The following is a 16,711-nucleotide window of genomic DNA, read 5'->3' on the forward strand; positions in this document are numbered from 1 at the left end:
GTTCGGTCAGGTCCAGGGACGGGCGCTCCGGGCGTCCCAGTAGGACTCGGGGTCCTCGGCGAGGTCGGGCAGGGCTGCGGCATCCGTCACCGTCGCACCGGACGCGAGGTTCGCGTCGAGCTGCTCGGGCGTGACCGCCCCCGAGAGGACCACGTCGGCCCACGGCTGGGCGCGGGCCGCGCCGATCGCCACCGCGTCGAGCGACGCGCCTCCCGCCGACGCGAGCGCCGCCGCCGAGGGCCGGGCACCCGCGGGCGTGAGCCTGCCGTTCGCGACGGCCTCCTTCACGACGACGAGCCAGCCCGCGTCGTGCGCGCGTGCGAGCGCCGGCCCGGCCGAGGGCTCGAGCAGGTTCCACGTCGCCTGCACCGCCGTGAACGGCGAATCGGGCAGGGTGCGCGCCGCATCGAGCGCCTCGCCCTGCCAGGGTCCGCTGGTGGAGACGCCGACCCGGATGCCGGACGCCGCGAGGCCGCGGAGGCGGCCCAGCAGCGCCCGGTCGGCGAGCGCCGGGCTGTCGGGCGTGAGCGAGTGCACGAGGTACACGTCCGGAGCCCCGCCGAGCGCGGCGAGCGTCTCGGGCCACTGGCGCTCGAACATGGCGAGCGAGTGCTCCTTGCGCTCGTGCACGTCGGCGTCCATGCGCCATCCGCCGACGTACTCGTAGCCCCATTTGGACTCGATCGTGAGGTCGGCGCGACGCTCGGGGTGGGCGGCGAGCCACGACCCGAGGAACTCCTCGGCCAGTCCGTACGAGCGGGCCGCATCGACGAAGCGGATGCCGCGGGCCCACGCCGCGTCGAGCATCGCGTGCGCGCGAGCGCGCAGCGCCTCGACGCTCCGGTCGCCGCCGAGGTCGTCGTCGCGACCCTCCGTGATGTAGGCCGGGCGGCCGAGCGCGGCCAGGCCCAGGCCGAGCGGGGCGAGGGGTGCGGCATCCGTCACCCGCCCCAGCGTAGCCGCCGGGACTCCCGACCGGTCGGGGCCGATTCCATCGCGATCCCGAGAGTTTGGGGGGAACCCTCCCGTCCGACCCGCGATGGGGCGTACATTGCGTTATATCGCGAGTTGAGCGCGCGGAACTCGTCCCGCGCGACCCGCGTGCTGGAGGTGGTCGTGTGGAGGTCCTGCTCTGGATCTTCGTCGCATTCCTGGTCATGGCCGTGGCCTCGATCGCGATCATGGTGCTCGTCGTGCGCGCCGTCTTCCGCCGCATCCGCCGCAGCCGCGCCCTCGCCGGGCGCGCCCTGCGCACCCGCGCCCGGTTCACGACCGGGCCGCGCGGACAGGTCCTGCGACTCCGGGTCCGACTGGCCGACTCGCTCGCCAGCGGACGAGCCGCCGTGGATCTCGCGGCGCAGGGCGCCGGACCGCGCGGCGAGCTCGACCGGCTGCATCGGCGCATCGCCCAGGAGGGCGACGCCCTCGACCGTCAGCTGCGCTTCATGGAGAGCGAGACCGACACCGCCGCCCTCGCGCGCGACCTCCCGGTCGCCGAGGGCCGCGTCGACCAGCTGGTGTCGCTCGTGCGCCGCGTCCGCGCGGCGGTCGGCGCACAGCTCGACGGGCTCACCGACGACAGCCTCGCGGCCCTGCGCGCCGACGTCGACCGCGAGGTGTCCGCATTGCACGCCGGGGTCCAGGAGCTCCGCGCCCTCAACGGGCGCGACGCGTACGGCGACGCCTCCCCCGAGTCATCCGCCCGACGCCTTGACCGCTCGAGATAGGGGAACACCACCATGAGCAACTCGTCGCGCATGCGTGACATCTTCCGCAGCAAGACCTCCCGCGCCCTCGACCGCATCGAGGACCCCCGCGAGATGCTCGACGACAGCTACGACCAGCAGGTCAAGCTGCTGCAGCAGGTCCGGCAGGCCCTCGCCGAGGTCGCGACCGCGAAGAAGCGCATCGACCTGCAGGGCCAGGAACTCGGCGCGCGCTACCAGCGACTCGCGGCGCAGGCGCAGGAGGCCCTCGACGGCGGCCGCGAGGACCTCGCGCGCGCCGCCCTCGAACGTCGCGCGCTCATCGAGCGGCAGGTCGCGAACCTGCAGCAGCAGTACCTCGGCATGCAGCGTCAGACCGAGCAGCTGCAGGACCGCGAACGCCAGCTGTCCGAGCAGGTCGCCGCCTTCCGCATCGAGAAGGAGGCCATCAAGGCCACCTACTCCGCCTCCGAGGCGCAGGTGCGGGCCAACGAGGCGGTCGCCGGGCTCGGCACGAGCATGCACGACGTCGGCACGAGCCTCGAACGCGCTCGCGACCGCGTCGCGCAGATGCAGGCGCGCGCCCAGGCCACCGACGAGATGCTCGCGAGCGGCGCGCTGAAGGACCTCACGGCCCCCGCGGATGCCGACATCGAGCGCCAGCTCGCCGCGATGCAGGCGAAGTCCGACATCGACCGGCAGCTCGAGGCGATGAAGGGCACGGGCGCATCAGCGGCGGGCGGCACAGGCCGACCGGGTGGCACCGAGGACGCGGGCGAGTGGCTCAGCATCGGACAGGGGCCGACCGGATCCTGAGCGGTCGGCGGGCGACGGCATCCCCGCCCCGCCTCCGGTCACCGAACGCCCCGGCCGGGCCGACCCGGCCGGGCCGCCTCACCGCGCGTCCGCGGGCGGGTCGGGACGCCGCGAGTCGCCGCGCGCCTCCCGCTCACCGAGGCCCACGTACATCGACTCGTGGAGCTCGACGATGTGCGCGAACGTGAGGCGGCTCGCGAGTGCGGCATCCGCGGCCGCGAGGGCGTCGACGAGCCGGGCGTGCTCCTCGTTCGACGCCCGCAGGTAGTCGATGCGGTACGGGATGAAGTACGCGTACAGCTCGTGCGACAGTCGGTGGTGCAGCAGGGCGGCCGCCTCCACGCCGGGAATGCGGGCGATGCGGTCGTGGAACTCGGCGTCGAGCTCCCGGTAGCCCGCCCAGTCCGGCACCGTGCGCATGCGCTCGACGAGATCGGACAGGGCCGCCAGGTCCTCTGCCGGACAGGCGTGCGCCGCGAGCCCGGCGAGCCCGGCCTCCAGGACGGCGCGTTGGTCGATGAGGTCGTGGACGTGCTGCGCATCGGCCCGGTACGCCTCGATCTCGGGCAGGTCGCCCACGTGGGGCTCGTCGACGATGAACGTGCCGCCGCTGTTGCCGCGACGACGGGAGACGAGGCCCTCGTCGGCGAGCGTGCGATACGCGCGGCGCACCGACATCTCGCTCACGTCGAACGCCCTCGCCGTCTCCTCGGGCGACGGGAGTCGCTGGCCGGGCGCGAGCATCCCCAGCTCGACGGCGAGCATGATGCGCGCCCGCACGGTGTCGACCGCCCCCGAACGCCGGATCGCACCGAGCGGCCCGGATGAGAGATCCATCGAGGACTCCTTCCGAGGCTCGCGTGCGATCCGGCGCGGTGACGGATGTCGGGGGTCGGCGTTCAGCCGCGGTCTGCTGCGGCGACCTCCGCGACCTCGTCGTCATCCGACGCGTCGAGCGGGAACCGCCTGCCCAGCAGGATACCGACGACGAACGCGATCGCCGGGACCAGGGCGAGCATGATGCTCACGCCGAGGCTCCCGCCGGTGACGAGGGTGAAGTTCGACAGCACGAGCCACATCCCGATGAGGAGGCCGGCGACCGCCGCCGCGGGCACGACTCGGGTGGACCAGGCGCGCCCCGCGCCGAGCTCGGGGCGGCGTGCGAAGAACACGACCACCGCGATCGAGGTGACGAGCATGAGCAGCACCATCCCCACCGTCGCGACGCCGGCCATCGAGCCGAAGACACCGACGAGGGGGTCGAGGCCCGAGAGCGCGAGGACGGCGAGCACGACGGCGGCGGTCGCCGTCTGCACGAGCGAGGACGTCGCGGGCGAGTGGTGCTTCTCGTGGCGACGCCCGAGCGCAGCGGGCATCGCGCCCTTGTGCGCGAGCGTGAACTGGTACCGGGCGATCACGTTGTGGAACGAGAGGACGCACGCGAACAGGCTCGTGATGAGCAGGACCTGGACGACGTCCCGCACGACCGGCCCGAGGTACTGCGTGGTGGTGTCGAGGAGCAGGTTCCCCTCGCCCGCGAGCGTCTGCTGGGCCACGGCGACCGCATTGCCCGCGCCGACGCCCGTGACGAGCGCCCAGCAGGAGACCGCGTAGAACACGCCGATGATGACGACCGCGAGGTACGTGGCTCGCGGGATGGTGCGCTCGGGATTCCGGGCCTCGTCGCGGAAGACGGCGGTGGCCTCGAAGCCGATGAAGCCGGTGAGGGCGAAGAGCACGCTGACGCTGAGCCCGGTCGTGAACATGTTGGCGGGGTCGAAGCTCTCGAGCGCGAGGCCGTTCTCGCCGCCCGTCGCGAGGATGGCGACGTCGAGGACCACCACGACGAGGATCTCGAGTACCAGCGCGACGCCGAGCACCTTCGCGCTCAGCTCGATGTGGCGATAGCCGAGCACCGCGACGACCGCCATCGTGGCGAACGAGTAGAGCCACCACGGCAGCGACGGACCGCCGAAGAACGTGACGAGGTCGTCGAGGGCCCACCCCATGTAGCCGTAGATGCCGACCTGGATGGCGGTGTAGGCCACGAGGGCGGTGAAGGCGGTTCCCAGCCCGGCGCGGGACCCGAGCCCCGCCGTCACATAGGAGAAGAACGCGCCGGCCTCGCGGACGTGGGGCGTCATCGCGACGAAGCCGACCGAGAAGAGCAGGAGGATGACGGCGGCGAGGATGAATCCGGCCGGCGCGCCGACGCCGTTGCCGACGCCGATCGCGAGGGGGACGTTGCCGCCGATGACGGTGAGCGGTGCCGCCGCGGCGATCACCATGAAGACGATGGCGCTCGTGCCGAGCTGTCCGTCGAGCCGCGCGCGCTGGCGTGCGCGGGGTTCGGCGATGGGAGAGACGGTCATGTGGTCGCTTTCTGCAGTGGGGGCGCCGCGGCGTCCGAGAGTGATCGTTGGGAAGGTGCTGGTGCGCAGGCGGTCGGCGGGGTCACCGCTCCGGTGCGTACAGCGCGGGCCTGCGGTCCGCGAGGTACGGGTTCGCCGCTCGTGCGCGGCGGGTGGCCTCGGGATCGATCGTGGCGATCACGAGGCCGCTCTCGTCGGTGCCGCCGAGACGCGCGAGGACCTCGCCGTCCGGACCGACGATGCTGCTGAGGCCGACGTACCGCAGCTCGCCCTCCGAGCCGCTGCGATCGACGTAGGCGACGTGGATCTGGTTCTCCCAGGCACGGACCGGGATCAGCCGTTCGGCGATGTGGCCGAAGGGCTCCATCTGCGCCGTGGGGACGATCACCGCATCGACGCCGGCGAGCGCGGCCGCCCTCACGGTCTCCGGGAACTCGACGTCATAGCAGATGAGGACCGACAGGCGGACCCCGTCGAGCTCGACGGGATCGGGCAGGCGATCGCCCGGCTCGAAGAGCGCGCGATCGAGCGCCCCGAAGAGGTGCGTCTTGCGGTACCGGACCACCTCCTCCCCGTGCTCGTCGACGAGCACGACCGCGTTCGCGATACCGCCGCCGGGGAGCCGTTCGGGCAGCCCGGCGGCGATCGCGATTCCCACCTCGGCTGCGATGGCGGCCACGCGGTCGACGAGGTCGTCGGCCACGAGCGGCGCGAGACGGTCGCCGATGTTGTACCCGGTCACGAACATCTCGGGGGTGACGAGCAGGCGAGCGCCGCGCGCGGATGCCTCGCGCGCCGCCTCGGCGATGATCGCGAGGTTCGCGTCGACGTCGCCCTCGACGCCCGCGTGCTGCAGGCCGGCGATGGTCAGACTCATGTGGCGCTCCCTTTGATCGTCGCGTCATTGAAACAGATCAAAGTGATACTAATGGGTCGAATGCGTTTCGTGGGTGTTTCGGTTCCGCCGACGCTCGAGCCACGAACTGAGCGGAGCGGTCGTGAGCCCGTGCACGACGACCGACAGAGTGATGGCGAGGCTGACGAGCACGAACACCCGCTCGTCTCCGGTCAGTCGTTCGGCCATCGTGGCGTAGAAGAGGGCCGAGACTCCGATCGGCCCGAACCAACTCAGGAAGAACGTCTCAGGACGCGTGTGCAGGCCGCGGATCAGGGGCCTGAGGCTCCAGATGGTGATCAGGCGCCGCAGGAGCACCGCCGCGAGGAGGGCGAGCGGCACCGACCAGCCCAGCGCCAGCCACTCCTCGATCGGCAGCGCCATGCCGAACAGCACGAAGATGGGCAGGAGGAACAGGCGATTCACGGCGTCCTCCACCTTGTCCTCCTGCGCCTCGTCACGTTGCGGGATCACCTGGCCGAATACGGCGGCGGCGACGAACACGGCGAGGAGGTCGTTCGTCCCCATGAGCTTCGCCACTCCCAGCACGGCGAGCGCCAACGGGACGAGGAACCCGAGGTAGGCGCTCTCCTCCATCAGGCTCCGCCGGCGAGCCATGGTGAAGAGCTTCCCGAGGAAGTATCCCGCGAGCGCCCCGAACGCCGCGCCGCCGAGCACCTCGCGGAGCAGCACGGTGCCGAGGAGATCGCGCCAGGCGGCATCCGGAGCAGTGATCAGGAGCACTGGGAGCATGACGAACAGGTAGCCGAGCCCATCGTTCACGCCGCTCTCCGAGGAGATGTTGTGGCGGACTCGCTCGGGGATGCGTTCCTCCGCCAGCGAGCCGGTGACGATCGGGGTGCTCACGACCGGGTCCGTCGGCGTGATGATCGCGCCGACCAGGAGGGCGAGCAGGAACGGGGCGCCTGCCGCGACCGTCAGCACGCCGGTCGCGACGACCAGCATGAGCGGCATGCCGAGGCCGATGATCACCAGGACCCAGCGGAGGTTCCGACGCCAGTAGCCGTGCGGCAGTCGCAGGGCCACGCCCGCGAGGCCGACGGCCAGCGTGAGGCGGGCACCCTCCTCCAGCAGCATCCGCGGGTCCTGCGCGAGATCCTCGATCCGGAGCAGGTCGAGGGCGAACGGTCCGATCAGCACGCCCGACACGAGCGCGAGCACGGGCCCCGGGAGACTCATCCGCTGGAAGGCGGACGAGAAGAGGGAGAGGAGCAGGACGACGCCGCCGAAGAGCGCCAGGGTCAGGTTCGTCTCAATGCCCATGCCGACCTCCGGTCCCGGTCGGGTCTGCGGTGTCCCGCGGCGCGTCGGGGCGCGCGGTCCTGGCCGGCTTCTCCAGGAAGTACGCGCCGAGTGAACCGGCGAGCGTCGCGAAGACGACCACCGAGTACACCGACAACGCCACGTGCAGGATGCGCGTCAACACGGAGTCGCCCTCCAGCGGGGCGCCCGTGACCGTCGCTTGCGCGGCCTGGTAGAGCGCCTCGCCGTAGCTGATGCCATCTCCGAGCAGGTAGAGCAGCTGGCTGGCCGCCAGGATCACCACCGCCGTGACGGCCGCGAGCCAGGCGATCCGATCCGACAGGAGCCGACCGGCGGACCGAGATCCGCGCACCCCCGCCGTGAGGATTCCGCCGAGTCGAGCCACCGGAGCCACGCGGATGACCGAGAGCGCGCGGAAGAAGCGCAGGAACGGCACGGCGAGGAACAGGACCTGCCACCAATTGCGACGCCAGAAGTCGATGGAGCGGGCGACGACGGCACGCAGGACGAACTCCGCCACGAAGATCCCCCAGAAGATCCACCCGAGGACGGAGAAGACGGTGACGAGCACCGGATCACTCGCCAGGACCTGGCCCAGGACCACGAAGAGGAACAGGATGCCGAGGACGCCCATCGGCCGATCGAGCCGAACCGCGAGCCGCTCGGCCGCGTCGACCCGCTCGCGTTCGGGAAGGGGCGCGGCACGTCGGCCGCGCGACACCGACTCGCGTCTCCCCGCGGGCACCTCGAGCGTTCGCCCGCTCTCCCCCGCGGGATTCCCGGCCTGGTTCCGCATGCCCACTCCGCTCACCTCCCCGCCACGGTAGGCGGGACGGCGGGGCGGTTGAAGGCGGTCGACGGGAGCCGTTCGATCCGCTAGGCGGGGGGCCGGTCAACGAGAACGGCCCGGCACCACGAGAGGGAACCGGACCGTTGACGGTAGCGAGGGCGGGACTCGAACCCGCGACACCACGATTATGAGCCGTGTGCTCTAACCACCTGAGCTACCCCGCCGCAAGGCCGCTCCGGACGGATCCGGAGGAACCAGAGCCCCGAGTCAGGATTGAACTGACGACCCCTTCCTTACCATGGAAGTGCTCTACCACTGAGCTATCGGGGCAGTGCCGCTCGCGCGGCAACCACACGAGGATATCACCTCGGAGCGCCACCATTAAATCGGCGGCGACGCCGATCTCACGGCATCGCGGACACCCCCGCGGCGGTCGCCGAGAAGGCGATGATCGCCACGATGAACAGCACGTACAGCACGATGCCGAGGACCCACAGGGCCGTGACGATGTAGCCGGCGATGAGGCCGGTGAGCGCCGCGGTGTCGCCCTGCTCGCCGCGTTCGCGGATCTGCCGCCGGGCGATGTGCCCGCACACCACGCCGGCGATCGACGAGAGCGGACCGAGCATGAGGCCGCCGAAGGCGAGGGCGAAGGCCACCCACGCGAGCACGTTCTGCCGCGGCGGCGCCGGAGCCCAGCCCGCGGGCGCGCCGTACGGGGAGCCGTAGCCGTAGCCGGCATGCGAGGGCGCGTGAGCGACGGGCGGCTCAGCGGCGGGCGCGGGCGGCGCCGGCGGCACGGCGGGGGTCTGGGCGGCGGGGGCGTCCATGGGGCTCCATCGGGTCGGGGGGCGGGCCGAGCGACATGCTATCGCCGAGACGACGGATGCCGCGTCGCGATCGCCCGCGCGCGGCATCCGTTCGCCGGAATCGGCGTCGACTACTTCACGGCACCCGCCGTGAGCCCGCCGACGATGTACTTCTGCAGGTAGAGGAAGAGGAGCACGACGGGCAGCGCCGCGATGACCGCACCGGCCGAGAACGCGGCCCAGTCGGCGTAGCGCGGGTTCGACACCAGCTTGACCAGGCCCACGGCGAGGGTCTGCTTCTCGGTGTCGATGAGGATCACCGACGCGACCACGTACTCGTTCACCGAGAAGATGAACGACAGCAGCGCGACCACCGCGAGGATCGGCGCGACGAGCCGCAGGATGATCGTGAAGAAGATGCGCGCGTGGCCGGCGCCGTCGATCTTCGCGGCCTCGTCGATCGACGACGGGATGGTGTTGAAGAAGCCGTACATGAGGTAGGTGTTCACGCCGAGCGCGCCGCCCAGGTACACCATGATCAGGCCGATGTGCGTGTTCAGGCCGATGGCCGGGAACCAGTCGCTGATCGCGCTCATCACGAGGAAGATCGCGACGACCGCGAGCATCTGCGGGAACATCTGGATCACGACGATCGAGATGAGCCCGAAGCGGCGGCCCGTGAACCGCATGCGCGAGAACGAGTACGCCGCGAGGGCTCCGAGGAACACCGTCAGCAGCGCCGTGATGCCCGCGATGAGGATCGTGTTGCCGAACCACGTCGTGAACGGCACCTGCGGGTTGGTCAGGATGCGCGCGTAGGCGTCGAGCCCGATCTGCGAGAAGAGCGCGTTCGAGCCGGTGAGCGTGCCGGTCGGGTTCAGCGACGAGGAGATGACGAACACGATCGGGAACAGCGCGAACGCGACGACGACGATGCCGACCAGGTGGCGCCATCCGGTCGCCTTGAACCAGCGGCCGAAGCTGAACGGCCGCTTCGGCGCGACCTCGCGGGTGAGCTCGGGGTCGCCGCCCGCCTTGACGGCGGCGCGCTGCTCGACGAGCTCGCCCTGGAGCAGTCCGGTCTCGGTGCCGGAGATGGGACGCGGCTCGGCCATCAGTTGATCTCCTCGAGCGACTTGGTGCGGCGGAAGGCGATGATCGAGATCACCGCGACCACGATGAAGATGATGATCGAGTACGCCGACGCGAGCCCGTAGTCGCGCGTCTGGCCCGTGAACGCCACCTTGTAGACCATCGAGATCAGGATGTCGGTGAAGCCGACCGGGATCGGGGCGCCGGTATCTCGCGGCCCGCCGTTGGTCAACATGTAGATCACGTTGAAGTTGTTGAAGTTGAACGCGAACGAGGCGATCAGGAGCGGGGCGACGCTGACGAGCAGCAGCGGCAGCTTGATCAGGCGGAACACGTTCCACGAGCTGGCGCCGTCGACCGTCGCGGCCTCCTGCACGTCGTCGGGGATCGACTGCAGCGCGCCGAGGCACACGAGGAACATGTACGGGAAGCCGAGCCACAGGTTCACGATGAGCACGGAGATCTTCGCGACGAACGGATCTGTCAGCCAGGGCACCGACGCACCGCCGAGGAGCACCTGGTTGATGAACCCGAAGCTCTGGTTCATCATGCCCGCCCAGACCAGCGCCGACAGGAACGACGGGATCGCGTAGGGGAGGATCATCGCGATGCGGTACGCCTTGCGGCCGCGCATGCGCAGGTCGTTGAAGGTGATGGCGAGGAACAGGCCGAGGAAGAAGGTCGACGCGACGGAGATGAGCGCGAACGCGAAGGTCCAGAGCGTCACGTAGACGAGCGGCCCGGCGAGGCGCGGATCGGTGACCGCGCGGATGAAGTTGTCGAAGCCGACGACGATCTGCCAGCCCGGGCGGAGCTCCTGACCGTCCTCGGCGACGAAGGCGCCGGTGCCGATGTCGGTGTAGACGGTCCCCGTCGAGAGGTCGGTCATCGTGCCGGCGGCCTCGTCGTACTCGAGGTTCGAGGTGTAGAGGTAGCCGTTCGACCCGTCCGGCGTCCGCAGCGCGCCGTCGTTCGGGTCGTCGGAGGCCGGGATGGCGAGCTCGGTGATCTCGTCGGTGCGGGAGATCACCTCGCCGAACGAGAGGGTGGTCCATCCGTCGACGGCGACGGCCTTGCCGTTCTCGATCTCGGCGCCGTCGACCTCGGCGAGGGGCTGCTCCATGGTGCCGAGCTGCACGTCGCCGTCGGGGTCGGTGACGAGGAGGCCGAGCGTGCCGAGCTGGTCGACGACGGTGACCTGGTAGGTGGGCGAGTCGGGCACGCGCTCGAGCGAGGCCGCCATGAGCGAGCTCACCGCCTGCTCCTTGGAGCCGTTGTGCCCCGTGCCGTAGTTCGTGAAGGCGACGTACCCCGTGTAGAGGAGCACGAACACCTGGAAGAGGGAGAGGAAGATGATGCCGGGCGTCAGGTACTTCGCCGGCAGTCGACGGCGCGAGAAGTAGATCCAGTTGACGAAGACCGTGACGGCGACGATCACGCCGAGCACGATCCACTCGCGCTGGAGCGCGAGGATGAACACCGCGTAGAGGGCGATCGCGTCGACGAGGCCCATCAGCACGAGCTTGACGACGAAGGCCTTCATGCTGCCGGATGCCGCGTCGGCGATCTTCGCCGCCTGGCGCTGCCGTTTCGTCGGCTTCCTGTCGGCCCCGGGGTCGGCCGCGACGTCCTCGTCGATCATGCTGCTCATCTTGCTCGCTCTTCTCGTGGAACGGGAGTGCCCCGGGCCGGATGCCGTTGCGGCATCCGACCCGGAGCGCTCAGTCGTTACTTGGCGTCGATCGCAGCCTGGACATCGGCGGCGAGCTTCTCCCAGGTCGCAACCGGGTCCTCACCGTTGATGATCGAGGCCTCGGCGATGCCCCAGTACTGCCACACCGAACCCATGGCGGGGATGGCGGGCATCGGGACGGCCTCGGCACCGACGGCAGCGAAGCCCTCGATGATCGGGTCGCTCGAGGCGGTCTCGGCCGCGGACGAGAGGGCGGGCAGGATGTTGCCGGCCTCGAACAGGTCGAGCTGGACCTCTTCGGTGCCGATGTAGTTCACGAGGAAGTCGTTCGCGGCGACCTTGTTGTCCGACTCCGAGCTCACGAAGAAGCCCTTGACGCCGGCGAACGGCGAGGCGGGCTCACCGGTCGGGCTCGGAATGGTGTCGATCGCGACGTTGATGCCGCCGTCGACCGCAGCGCCCACGTTCCACGGACCGGTCAGCCAGAAGGCCGCGGTGCCGTCGAGGAACGCCTGCTTGGCGATGTCGCCGTCGATGTCGGTGTTGAAGTTGCCGGCGCCGTTCTTGCCCTGGCTGCCCAGCCAGTTCGCGAACTCGATGCCGCCCTCGTTGCCGAGCTGCAGGTCGGTCGGGTCGTAGCCCTCGTCGTTGGTGCCGAAGACCGGAGCACCGAACGCCGTCTGGAACGGGTAGAGGTGGTACGGGTTGCCCTCGGCACCCTGCTCGACCACGAACGGCTTGTCGAGGCCCGCGGCCTGGCCCTTGGCGATCATGTCGTCGAAGCTCGTCGCGGCCTCGGGGACGAGGTCGGCGTTGCGGAGGATCGCGATGTTCTCGACCGCGTAGGGGAGCATGTAGACGGTGCCCTCGTAGGTCGCCGCGTTGATCGCGACGTCGAGGTAGTCGCCGGCCGAGTCGCCGAGCTCGAGCGGCGCCACGACGCCGTTCGTCGACAGCTCGCCGAGCCAGTCGTGCGCGCCCATCGTGATGTCGGGGCCCTCGCCGGTCGGGACCTGCTGGATGAAGTCGTCCTTGATGGTGGCGACGTCCTTGCCGACGATCTCGACCTCGACGCCCTTCTCCTCGGAGTAGGCGTCGGCGGCGGGCTGGACCGCGTCGACGCGCTCGGCGTCGACCCAGACGGTCAGCGTGCCGCCCTCGGCCGAGCCGCCGTTCTCGCCGTTGTCGGCGTCGCCGCTCGCGCAGCTCGCGAGCCCCAGGGTCGCGACGACGGCGACGGCGCCGGCCGCGAACAGCTTCTTGTTCACCCGCATTGGTGTGTGCCCTTCTCAGTGTGCGTGAGACCGGCGCCTTCGCCTGGTGACGTGCGCACCGTGCTCGAAAGGCCGTTCTTCCGTTTGGATGTCGCTCGCATCGTGATTGCAAGCGGTTTCAGGTATACCCTGTCAAGGTCCCATTGACAACTCGGTGTTATCGGATCGATACCGCTTACTCAGGAAACTGCGCGGACTCCAGATCTGCAAACGCTTTCAGATTGACCTAGGATCTTCCCTCATGACTTCCGAATGGTGGCGCACCGCCGCGATCTACCAGATCTACCCCCGGTCGTTCGCCGACGCGAACGGCGACGGCATGGGCGACCTCGCCGGCATCCGCTCTCGCCTGCCCGAACTCGCCGACCTCGGAGTCGACGCGATCTGGCTCTCCCCCTTCTACGCCTCGCCGCAGAAGGACGCGGGATACGACGTCGCCGACTACTGCGACGTCGACCCGCTCTTCGGCACGCTCGCCGACTTCGACGACATGCTCGCCGAGGCCCACCGGCTCGGCCTCAAGGTCATCGTCGACCTCGTGCCGAACCACTCCTCCGACCGGCACGTCTGGTTCCAGGAGGCGCTCGCCGCGGCGCCCGGCAGTCCCGAGCGCGCCCGCTACATCTTCCGCGAGGGCAAGGGCGAGCACGGCGAGCTGCCGCCGAACAACTGGCAGTCCGTCTTCGGCGGCTCCATGTGGACCCGCGTCACCGAGGCCGACGGCTCCCCCGGCCAGTGGTACCTGCACATCTTCGACAGCTCGCAGCCCGACTTCGACTGGACCAACGAGGAGGTGCGCGAGGAGTTCCGCCGCATCCTCCGCTTCTGGCTGGACCGCGGCGTCGACGGCTTCCGCGTCGACGTCGCCCACGGCCTCATCAAGGCCGACGGCCTGCCCGACTACACCCCGCCCGCCGACGCCGGGTCGATGGGCGGCAACGCGCACGGCCTCGAGGCCGGCGTGCCGCTCGAGCCCGAGATCCACGACGAGGGCGACGGCGCACCGTACTGGGGCCAGGAGGGCGTGCACGAGGTGTACCGCGACTGGCGGAAGCTGCTCGACGGCTACCCCGGCGAGCGCATCCTCGCCGCCGAGGCCTGGGTCGACCCGCTCACCCGCGTGGCGAAGTGGGTGCGTCCTGACGAGATGCACCAGGCGTTCAACTTCGCCTACCTCGAGACGCCGTGGGAGGCGCCCGCGCTCCGGAACGTGATCGACCACTCGATCGAGACGTTCGGCGCGGTCGGCGCGCCCTCGACCTGGGTCCTGTCCAACCACGACGTGATCCGGCACGCCTCGCGGCTCGCGCTGCAGGCCGACAGCCTGCAGGGCCACGGCATCGGCCCGAAGAGCCCTGGCCTGCCCGACCCGGTCGTCGGCCTGCGCCGCGCCCGCGCCGCGACGGCCGTCATGCTCGCCCTGCCGGGTTCCGCCTACATCTACCAGGGCGAGGAACTCGGCCTGCCAGAGGCCATCCACCTGCCCGACGAGGCGCGCCAGGACCCGACCTGGTTCCGTACGAACGGCGAACGATACGGCCGCGACGGATGCCGCGTGCCCATCCCGTGGGAGGCCGACGCCCCCTCGTACGGCTTCGGGCCGGCGGATGCCGCGTGGCTCCCCCAGCCCGCCGAGTGGGCCGTCCTCGCCCGCGACCGCCAGCGCGGAGCCGAGGGCTCGACGCTCGAGCTCTACCGCACCGCGCTCGGCCTGCGCCGCGAGCTCGGGCTCGCGACGGGCTCCGTCGCGTGGCTCGACGGGTTCGGCGACGACGTGCTCGCGTTCCGCAACGGCCCGGTCACCGTGATCGGCAACACCGGCTCCACCCCCGTGGCCCTGCCCACGGGCGAGGTGCTGCTCGCGAGCGGTGACGTGTCGGACGGCGAACTGCCGGCCGACACCACGGTCTGGTTGCGCGCGTAGCTCGAACGACGGGGCGGATGCTGCGGCATCCGCCCCGTTGCGTTCACGCACGCATGAGAATCGGCGGCACGACGCTCCCTGCGCGCCCGTGCTGGGGAATCTCATGCGTTCCTGCCGATGGGATCCGACTCGGTTACGCATCAGGCCGTCCCCTCCTCGTACGGTCCGCGCCCCGCCCAGCGGTGCTCGCCGCGTGACACGAGCGCCAGGATGCCGGCGCGCGTGCGGTCCCAGTCGTCCATGACCTGCCGGTAGCTCAGACGCAGCACGAGATAGCCGCGCATGGTCAGCACGAAGTCGCGCCGCCGGTCCTCCTCGAACGCGCTTCCCGTGTGGAACGCCCGTCCGTCCACTTCGATGACCAGCCGTTCGCCGACGAGGAAGTCCACGAGACCGACCCCCTCGATCCGCACCTGCGAGCGATATCCGATCCGCTTGCCTCGGAGCAGGAGGCGCACGCGCGTCTCGAGACCTGACTGGCATCCCGGATCCACCCGATCGATCAGGTGTCGACGGGACCGCGGCATCCACTCCCGGAGGAGATCGAGGTGCTCCATCTGAAGCACGCCTCGATCGATCGCCGAATCGACGGCCGCGAGCGTCGTCGCGGCATCGGTGCACGCGAACATCTCGGCAAGCGCGAGGGTGAGCGGATCACGGGCTCGGTCGAGGCCGCCGCGCGTGCTGTAGTGCACGCAGACGCCGTGCTCCTCGCGGTCGAGCGGCACACGGCGGTCGGTCGGCGAGCTCAGCCTCCCCGTGGAGTGGCGCACGCGCACGTGAAGCCGGGCGTCGCCATGCACCCACAGCCGGTGCATGCGCGCGACGGTGGTGGCCGTGGCCGTTCCGCCGACCCGCACGGCGCGCACCAGGTCCGGGTGCGCGTCCGGAGCGGCGAACCACCCGTTGCGGACACGATCGATCTCGGCGGCGCGGACGGCCGCCCGCACCTGCTCTCGCGTGCATCCCAGCTCGACCAGCCGAGCCAGTGGCAGGATGCCGCCCGCCGATCGCAGGTGGGCCAGGGGCGTGGACACGGGTCGAGTGTGCCCGACCCGCACTGCCTCATCCGCCGGATCGGTGGGGACTGTGGAGAACCGCGCTCACTGATGCATGAGATTCCGGACGGGAGCCCGGCATGAGGAGCTCATGGCCGGATTTTCATGCATCCGGAGCGAGGGGAAGGAGCGGGCGGCGAGCCCGCGGCATCCGTCAGTTGGTGTTGGCCCAGAGCCACTCGAGCGGGTCGACGTGGGTGCCGCCGACGCCGCCGATGCGGATCTCGAAGTGCAGGTGCGGGCCGGTCGACATGCCGGTGTTGCCCGTGTTGCCGACGACGTCGCCGACCTCGACGCGGTCGCCGACCTCGAATCGGCGGGTGCCGTACTGCATGTGCGCGTAGACACTGGTGACGGTCTGCCCGTCGATCACGTGGTCGATCATCGTGACCGCGCCGAGCGAGCCGCCCGCGTCGGTGGAGACCGACACCACGCCGTCGGCGATCGACTGGATCTCGGCGCCGTCGCCCGGGTTGAAGTCCTGACCGCGGTGGTTGGTCGAGCAGCCGGCGCAGTTGCGGTACCCGAACCGGTCGCCGATGTGCACGCCGACCGCGAACGGCCACTGGATCGTGCCGAGCGGGTTGTTCGTGAACGTCGCCTCGGGGCGGATGCCGGCCGCGCGCGCGTACTCCTCGATGGTCTGCGCCTGGTAGCCCTCGCGCCCGACCGCGGCGGCCGTCGCGCCGCCGGTGATGTCGACGCGCTGCCCGTCGACGGTCACGACGGTCGTGTCGCCGAGGGCCATCGCCTGCACGTCGGCCGGCGACAGCAGCGACAGCGACGGCACGGATGTCGCCACGGCGAGCAGGGCGACGAAGCTCATCGCCACGAGGCTGGCCACGCGCGTGGTGATCGCTCGGCGCAGCGTGCGGCGCGGGGCCGGTCGGCCCGCGGGGCGCGGCGCCGGGCGGGATGCCGCGGCCGGCGCGGCGGCGGAGCGCCGCGGAGCGGGCTCGGTCACGTCGCGCGGTGCATCTGACCGGGCCGGGACGTCG

At 70.7% G+C, this 16,711-nt stretch carries 15 protein-coding genes and 2 tRNA genes; 3 read left to right on the forward strand and 14 right to left on the reverse strand.

Annotated elements, in window-relative coordinates:
- Positions 1-6: 6 nt before the first annotated feature.
- Entirely contained in the window at positions 7-945 is a 939-nt protein-coding gene (locus AVP42_RS16055; RefSeq protein WP_067950834.1) for an aldo/keto reductase, read from the reverse strand.
- A 173-nt stretch (positions 946-1,118) separates the two neighbouring features.
- Here AVP42_RS16055 and AVP42_RS16060 point away from each other — a divergent pair, with 173 nt between their 5' ends.
- Positions 1,119-1,727 carry a hypothetical protein gene (locus AVP42_RS16060; protein WP_067950836.1) on the forward strand — a complete coding sequence of 203 codons (609 nt, stop codon included), beginning with the start codon at positions 1,119-1,121 and terminating at the stop codon, positions 1,725-1,727.
- A 12-nt stretch (positions 1,728-1,739) separates the two neighbouring features.
- Positions 1,740-2,522 (forward strand): PspA/IM30 family protein, encoded by a 783-nt coding sequence (locus AVP42_RS16065; protein WP_067950838.1) that lies wholly within the window; start codon positions 1,740-1,742, stop codon positions 2,520-2,522.
- A gap of 78 nt (positions 2,523-2,600) precedes the next feature.
- On the opposite strand, the gene AVP42_RS16070 is transcribed toward AVP42_RS16065, so the two are convergent.
- The 11 genes from AVP42_RS16070 to AVP42_RS16120 all read right to left on the reverse strand — a co-directional run bounded on the left by AVP42_RS16070 (position 2,601) and on the right by AVP42_RS16120 (position 12,731).
- Positions 2,601-3,359 carry a FadR/GntR family transcriptional regulator gene (locus tag AVP42_RS16070; protein ID WP_067950839.1) on the reverse strand — a complete coding sequence of 253 codons (759 nt, stop codon included), beginning with the start codon at positions 3,357-3,359 and terminating at the stop codon, positions 2,601-2,603.
- 62 nt (positions 3,360-3,421) lie between these two features.
- The gene (locus AVP42_RS16075; protein WP_067950841.1) at positions 3,422-4,894 is read right to left on the reverse strand and encodes an APC family permease; all 1,473 of its coding nucleotides are present in this window, start codon (positions 4,892-4,894) and stop codon (positions 3,422-3,424) included.
- Between the two features lie 82 nt (positions 4,895-4,976).
- Positions 4,977-5,771: a carbon-nitrogen hydrolase family protein gene (locus tag AVP42_RS16080; protein ID WP_067950844.1), complete on the reverse strand. Its 795-nt coding sequence runs from the start codon at positions 5,769-5,771 to the stop codon at positions 4,977-4,979.
- Between the two features lie 48 nt (positions 5,772-5,819).
- Positions 5,820-7,073 carry a cation:proton antiporter gene (locus tag AVP42_RS16085; protein WP_231878677.1) on the reverse strand — a complete coding sequence of 418 codons (1,254 nt, stop codon included), beginning with the start codon at positions 7,071-7,073 and terminating at the stop codon, positions 5,820-5,822.
- The gene (locus tag AVP42_RS16090) at positions 7,063-7,869 is read right to left on the reverse strand and encodes a hypothetical protein (protein ID WP_197467055.1); all 807 of its coding nucleotides are present in this window, start codon (positions 7,867-7,869) and stop codon (positions 7,063-7,065) included. The genes AVP42_RS16085 and AVP42_RS16090 overlap by 11 nt, the downstream gene beginning before the upstream one ends.
- Before the next feature lie 144 nt (positions 7,870-8,013).
- Positions 8,014-8,087, reverse strand: a tRNA-Met gene (locus AVP42_RS16095).
- Between the two features lie 34 nt (positions 8,088-8,121).
- Positions 8,122-8,193, reverse strand: a tRNA-Thr gene (locus AVP42_RS16100).
- Positions 8,194-8,267: 74 nt separating this feature from the next.
- Complete coding sequence (locus tag AVP42_RS16105) at positions 8,268-8,693, reverse strand: DUF4190 domain-containing protein (RefSeq protein ID WP_067950846.1); 426 nt, start codon at positions 8,691-8,693, stop codon at positions 8,268-8,270.
- A gap of 110 nt (positions 8,694-8,803) precedes the next feature.
- Entirely contained in the window at positions 8,804-9,787 is a 984-nt protein-coding gene (locus tag AVP42_RS16110) for a sugar ABC transporter permease (RefSeq protein WP_157356878.1), read from the reverse strand.
- Entirely contained in the window at positions 9,787-11,406 is a 1,620-nt protein-coding gene (locus AVP42_RS16115; RefSeq protein WP_067950892.1) for an ABC transporter permease subunit, read from the reverse strand. The genes AVP42_RS16110 and AVP42_RS16115 overlap by 1 nt, the downstream gene beginning before the upstream one ends.
- 86 nt (positions 11,407-11,492) lie before the next feature.
- The gene (locus tag AVP42_RS16120; RefSeq protein WP_067950848.1) at positions 11,493-12,731 is read right to left on the reverse strand and encodes a maltose ABC transporter substrate-binding protein; all 1,239 of its coding nucleotides are present in this window, start codon (positions 12,729-12,731) and stop codon (positions 11,493-11,495) included.
- A gap of 241 nt (positions 12,732-12,972) precedes the next feature.
- Between AVP42_RS16120 and AVP42_RS16125 the strand changes: the two genes are divergently transcribed.
- A complete protein-coding gene (locus AVP42_RS16125; RefSeq protein ID WP_067950850.1) occupies positions 12,973-14,655 on the forward strand; it encodes an alpha-amylase family glycosyl hydrolase in 1,683 nt (560 codons plus the stop codon).
- A 140-nt stretch (positions 14,656-14,795) separates the two neighbouring features.
- On the opposite strand, the gene AVP42_RS16130 is transcribed toward AVP42_RS16125, so the two are convergent.
- Positions 14,796-15,692 carry an endonuclease domain-containing protein gene (locus tag AVP42_RS16130; RefSeq protein ID WP_067950852.1) on the reverse strand — a complete coding sequence of 299 codons (897 nt, stop codon included), beginning with the start codon at positions 15,690-15,692 and terminating at the stop codon, positions 14,796-14,798.
- A 175-nt stretch (positions 15,693-15,867) separates the two neighbouring features.
- Positions 15,868-16,711 (reverse strand): M23 family metallopeptidase (locus tag AVP42_RS16135; RefSeq protein WP_231878678.1); only part of this gene is annotated, 844 nt, incomplete at its 5' end.

It is taken from the genome of Agromyces sp. NDB4Y10 (assembly GCF_001620055.1).
Lineage (GTDB): Bacteria > Actinomycetota > Actinomycetes > Actinomycetales > Microbacteriaceae > Agromyces > Agromyces indicus.

Coding starts and splice junctions, on each gene's coding strand:
- AVP42_RS16065 (WP_067950838.1), top strand. CDS start 1,740: ATGAGCAACTCGTCGCGCATGCGTGACATCTTCCGCAGCAAGACCTCC.
- AVP42_RS16070 (WP_067950839.1), bottom strand. CDS start 3,359: ATGGATCTCTCATCCGGGCCGCTCGGTGCGATCCGGCGTTCGGGGGCG.
- AVP42_RS16075 (WP_067950841.1), bottom strand. CDS start 4,894: ATGACCGTCTCTCCCATCGCCGAACCCCGCGCACGCCAGCGCGCGCGG.
- AVP42_RS16080 (WP_067950844.1), bottom strand. CDS start 5,771: ATGAGTCTGACCATCGCCGGCCTGCAGCACGCGGGCGTCGAGGGCGAC.
- AVP42_RS16085 (WP_231878677.1), bottom strand. CDS start 7,073: ATGGGCATTGAGACGAACCTGACCCTGGCGCTCTTCGGCGGCGTCGTC.
- AVP42_RS16090 (WP_197467055.1), bottom strand. CDS start 7,869: ATGCGGAACCAGGCCGGGAATCCCGCGGGGGAGAGCGGGCGAACGCTC.
- AVP42_RS16105 (WP_067950846.1), bottom strand. CDS start 8,693: ATGGACGCCCCCGCCGCCCAGACCCCCGCCGTGCCGCCGGCGCCGCCC.
- AVP42_RS16110 (WP_157356878.1), bottom strand. CDS start 9,787: ATGGCCGAGCCGCGTCCCATCTCCGGCACCGAGACCGGACTGCTCCAG.
- AVP42_RS16115 (WP_067950892.1), bottom strand. CDS start 11,406: ATGATCGACGAGGACGTCGCGGCCGACCCCGGGGCCGACAGGAAGCCG.
- AVP42_RS16120 (WP_067950848.1), bottom strand. CDS start 12,731: ATGCGGGTGAACAAGAAGCTGTTCGCGGCCGGCGCCGTCGCCGTCGTC.
- AVP42_RS16125 (WP_067950850.1), top strand. CDS start 12,973: ATGACTTCCGAATGGTGGCGCACCGCCGCGATCTACCAGATCTACCCC.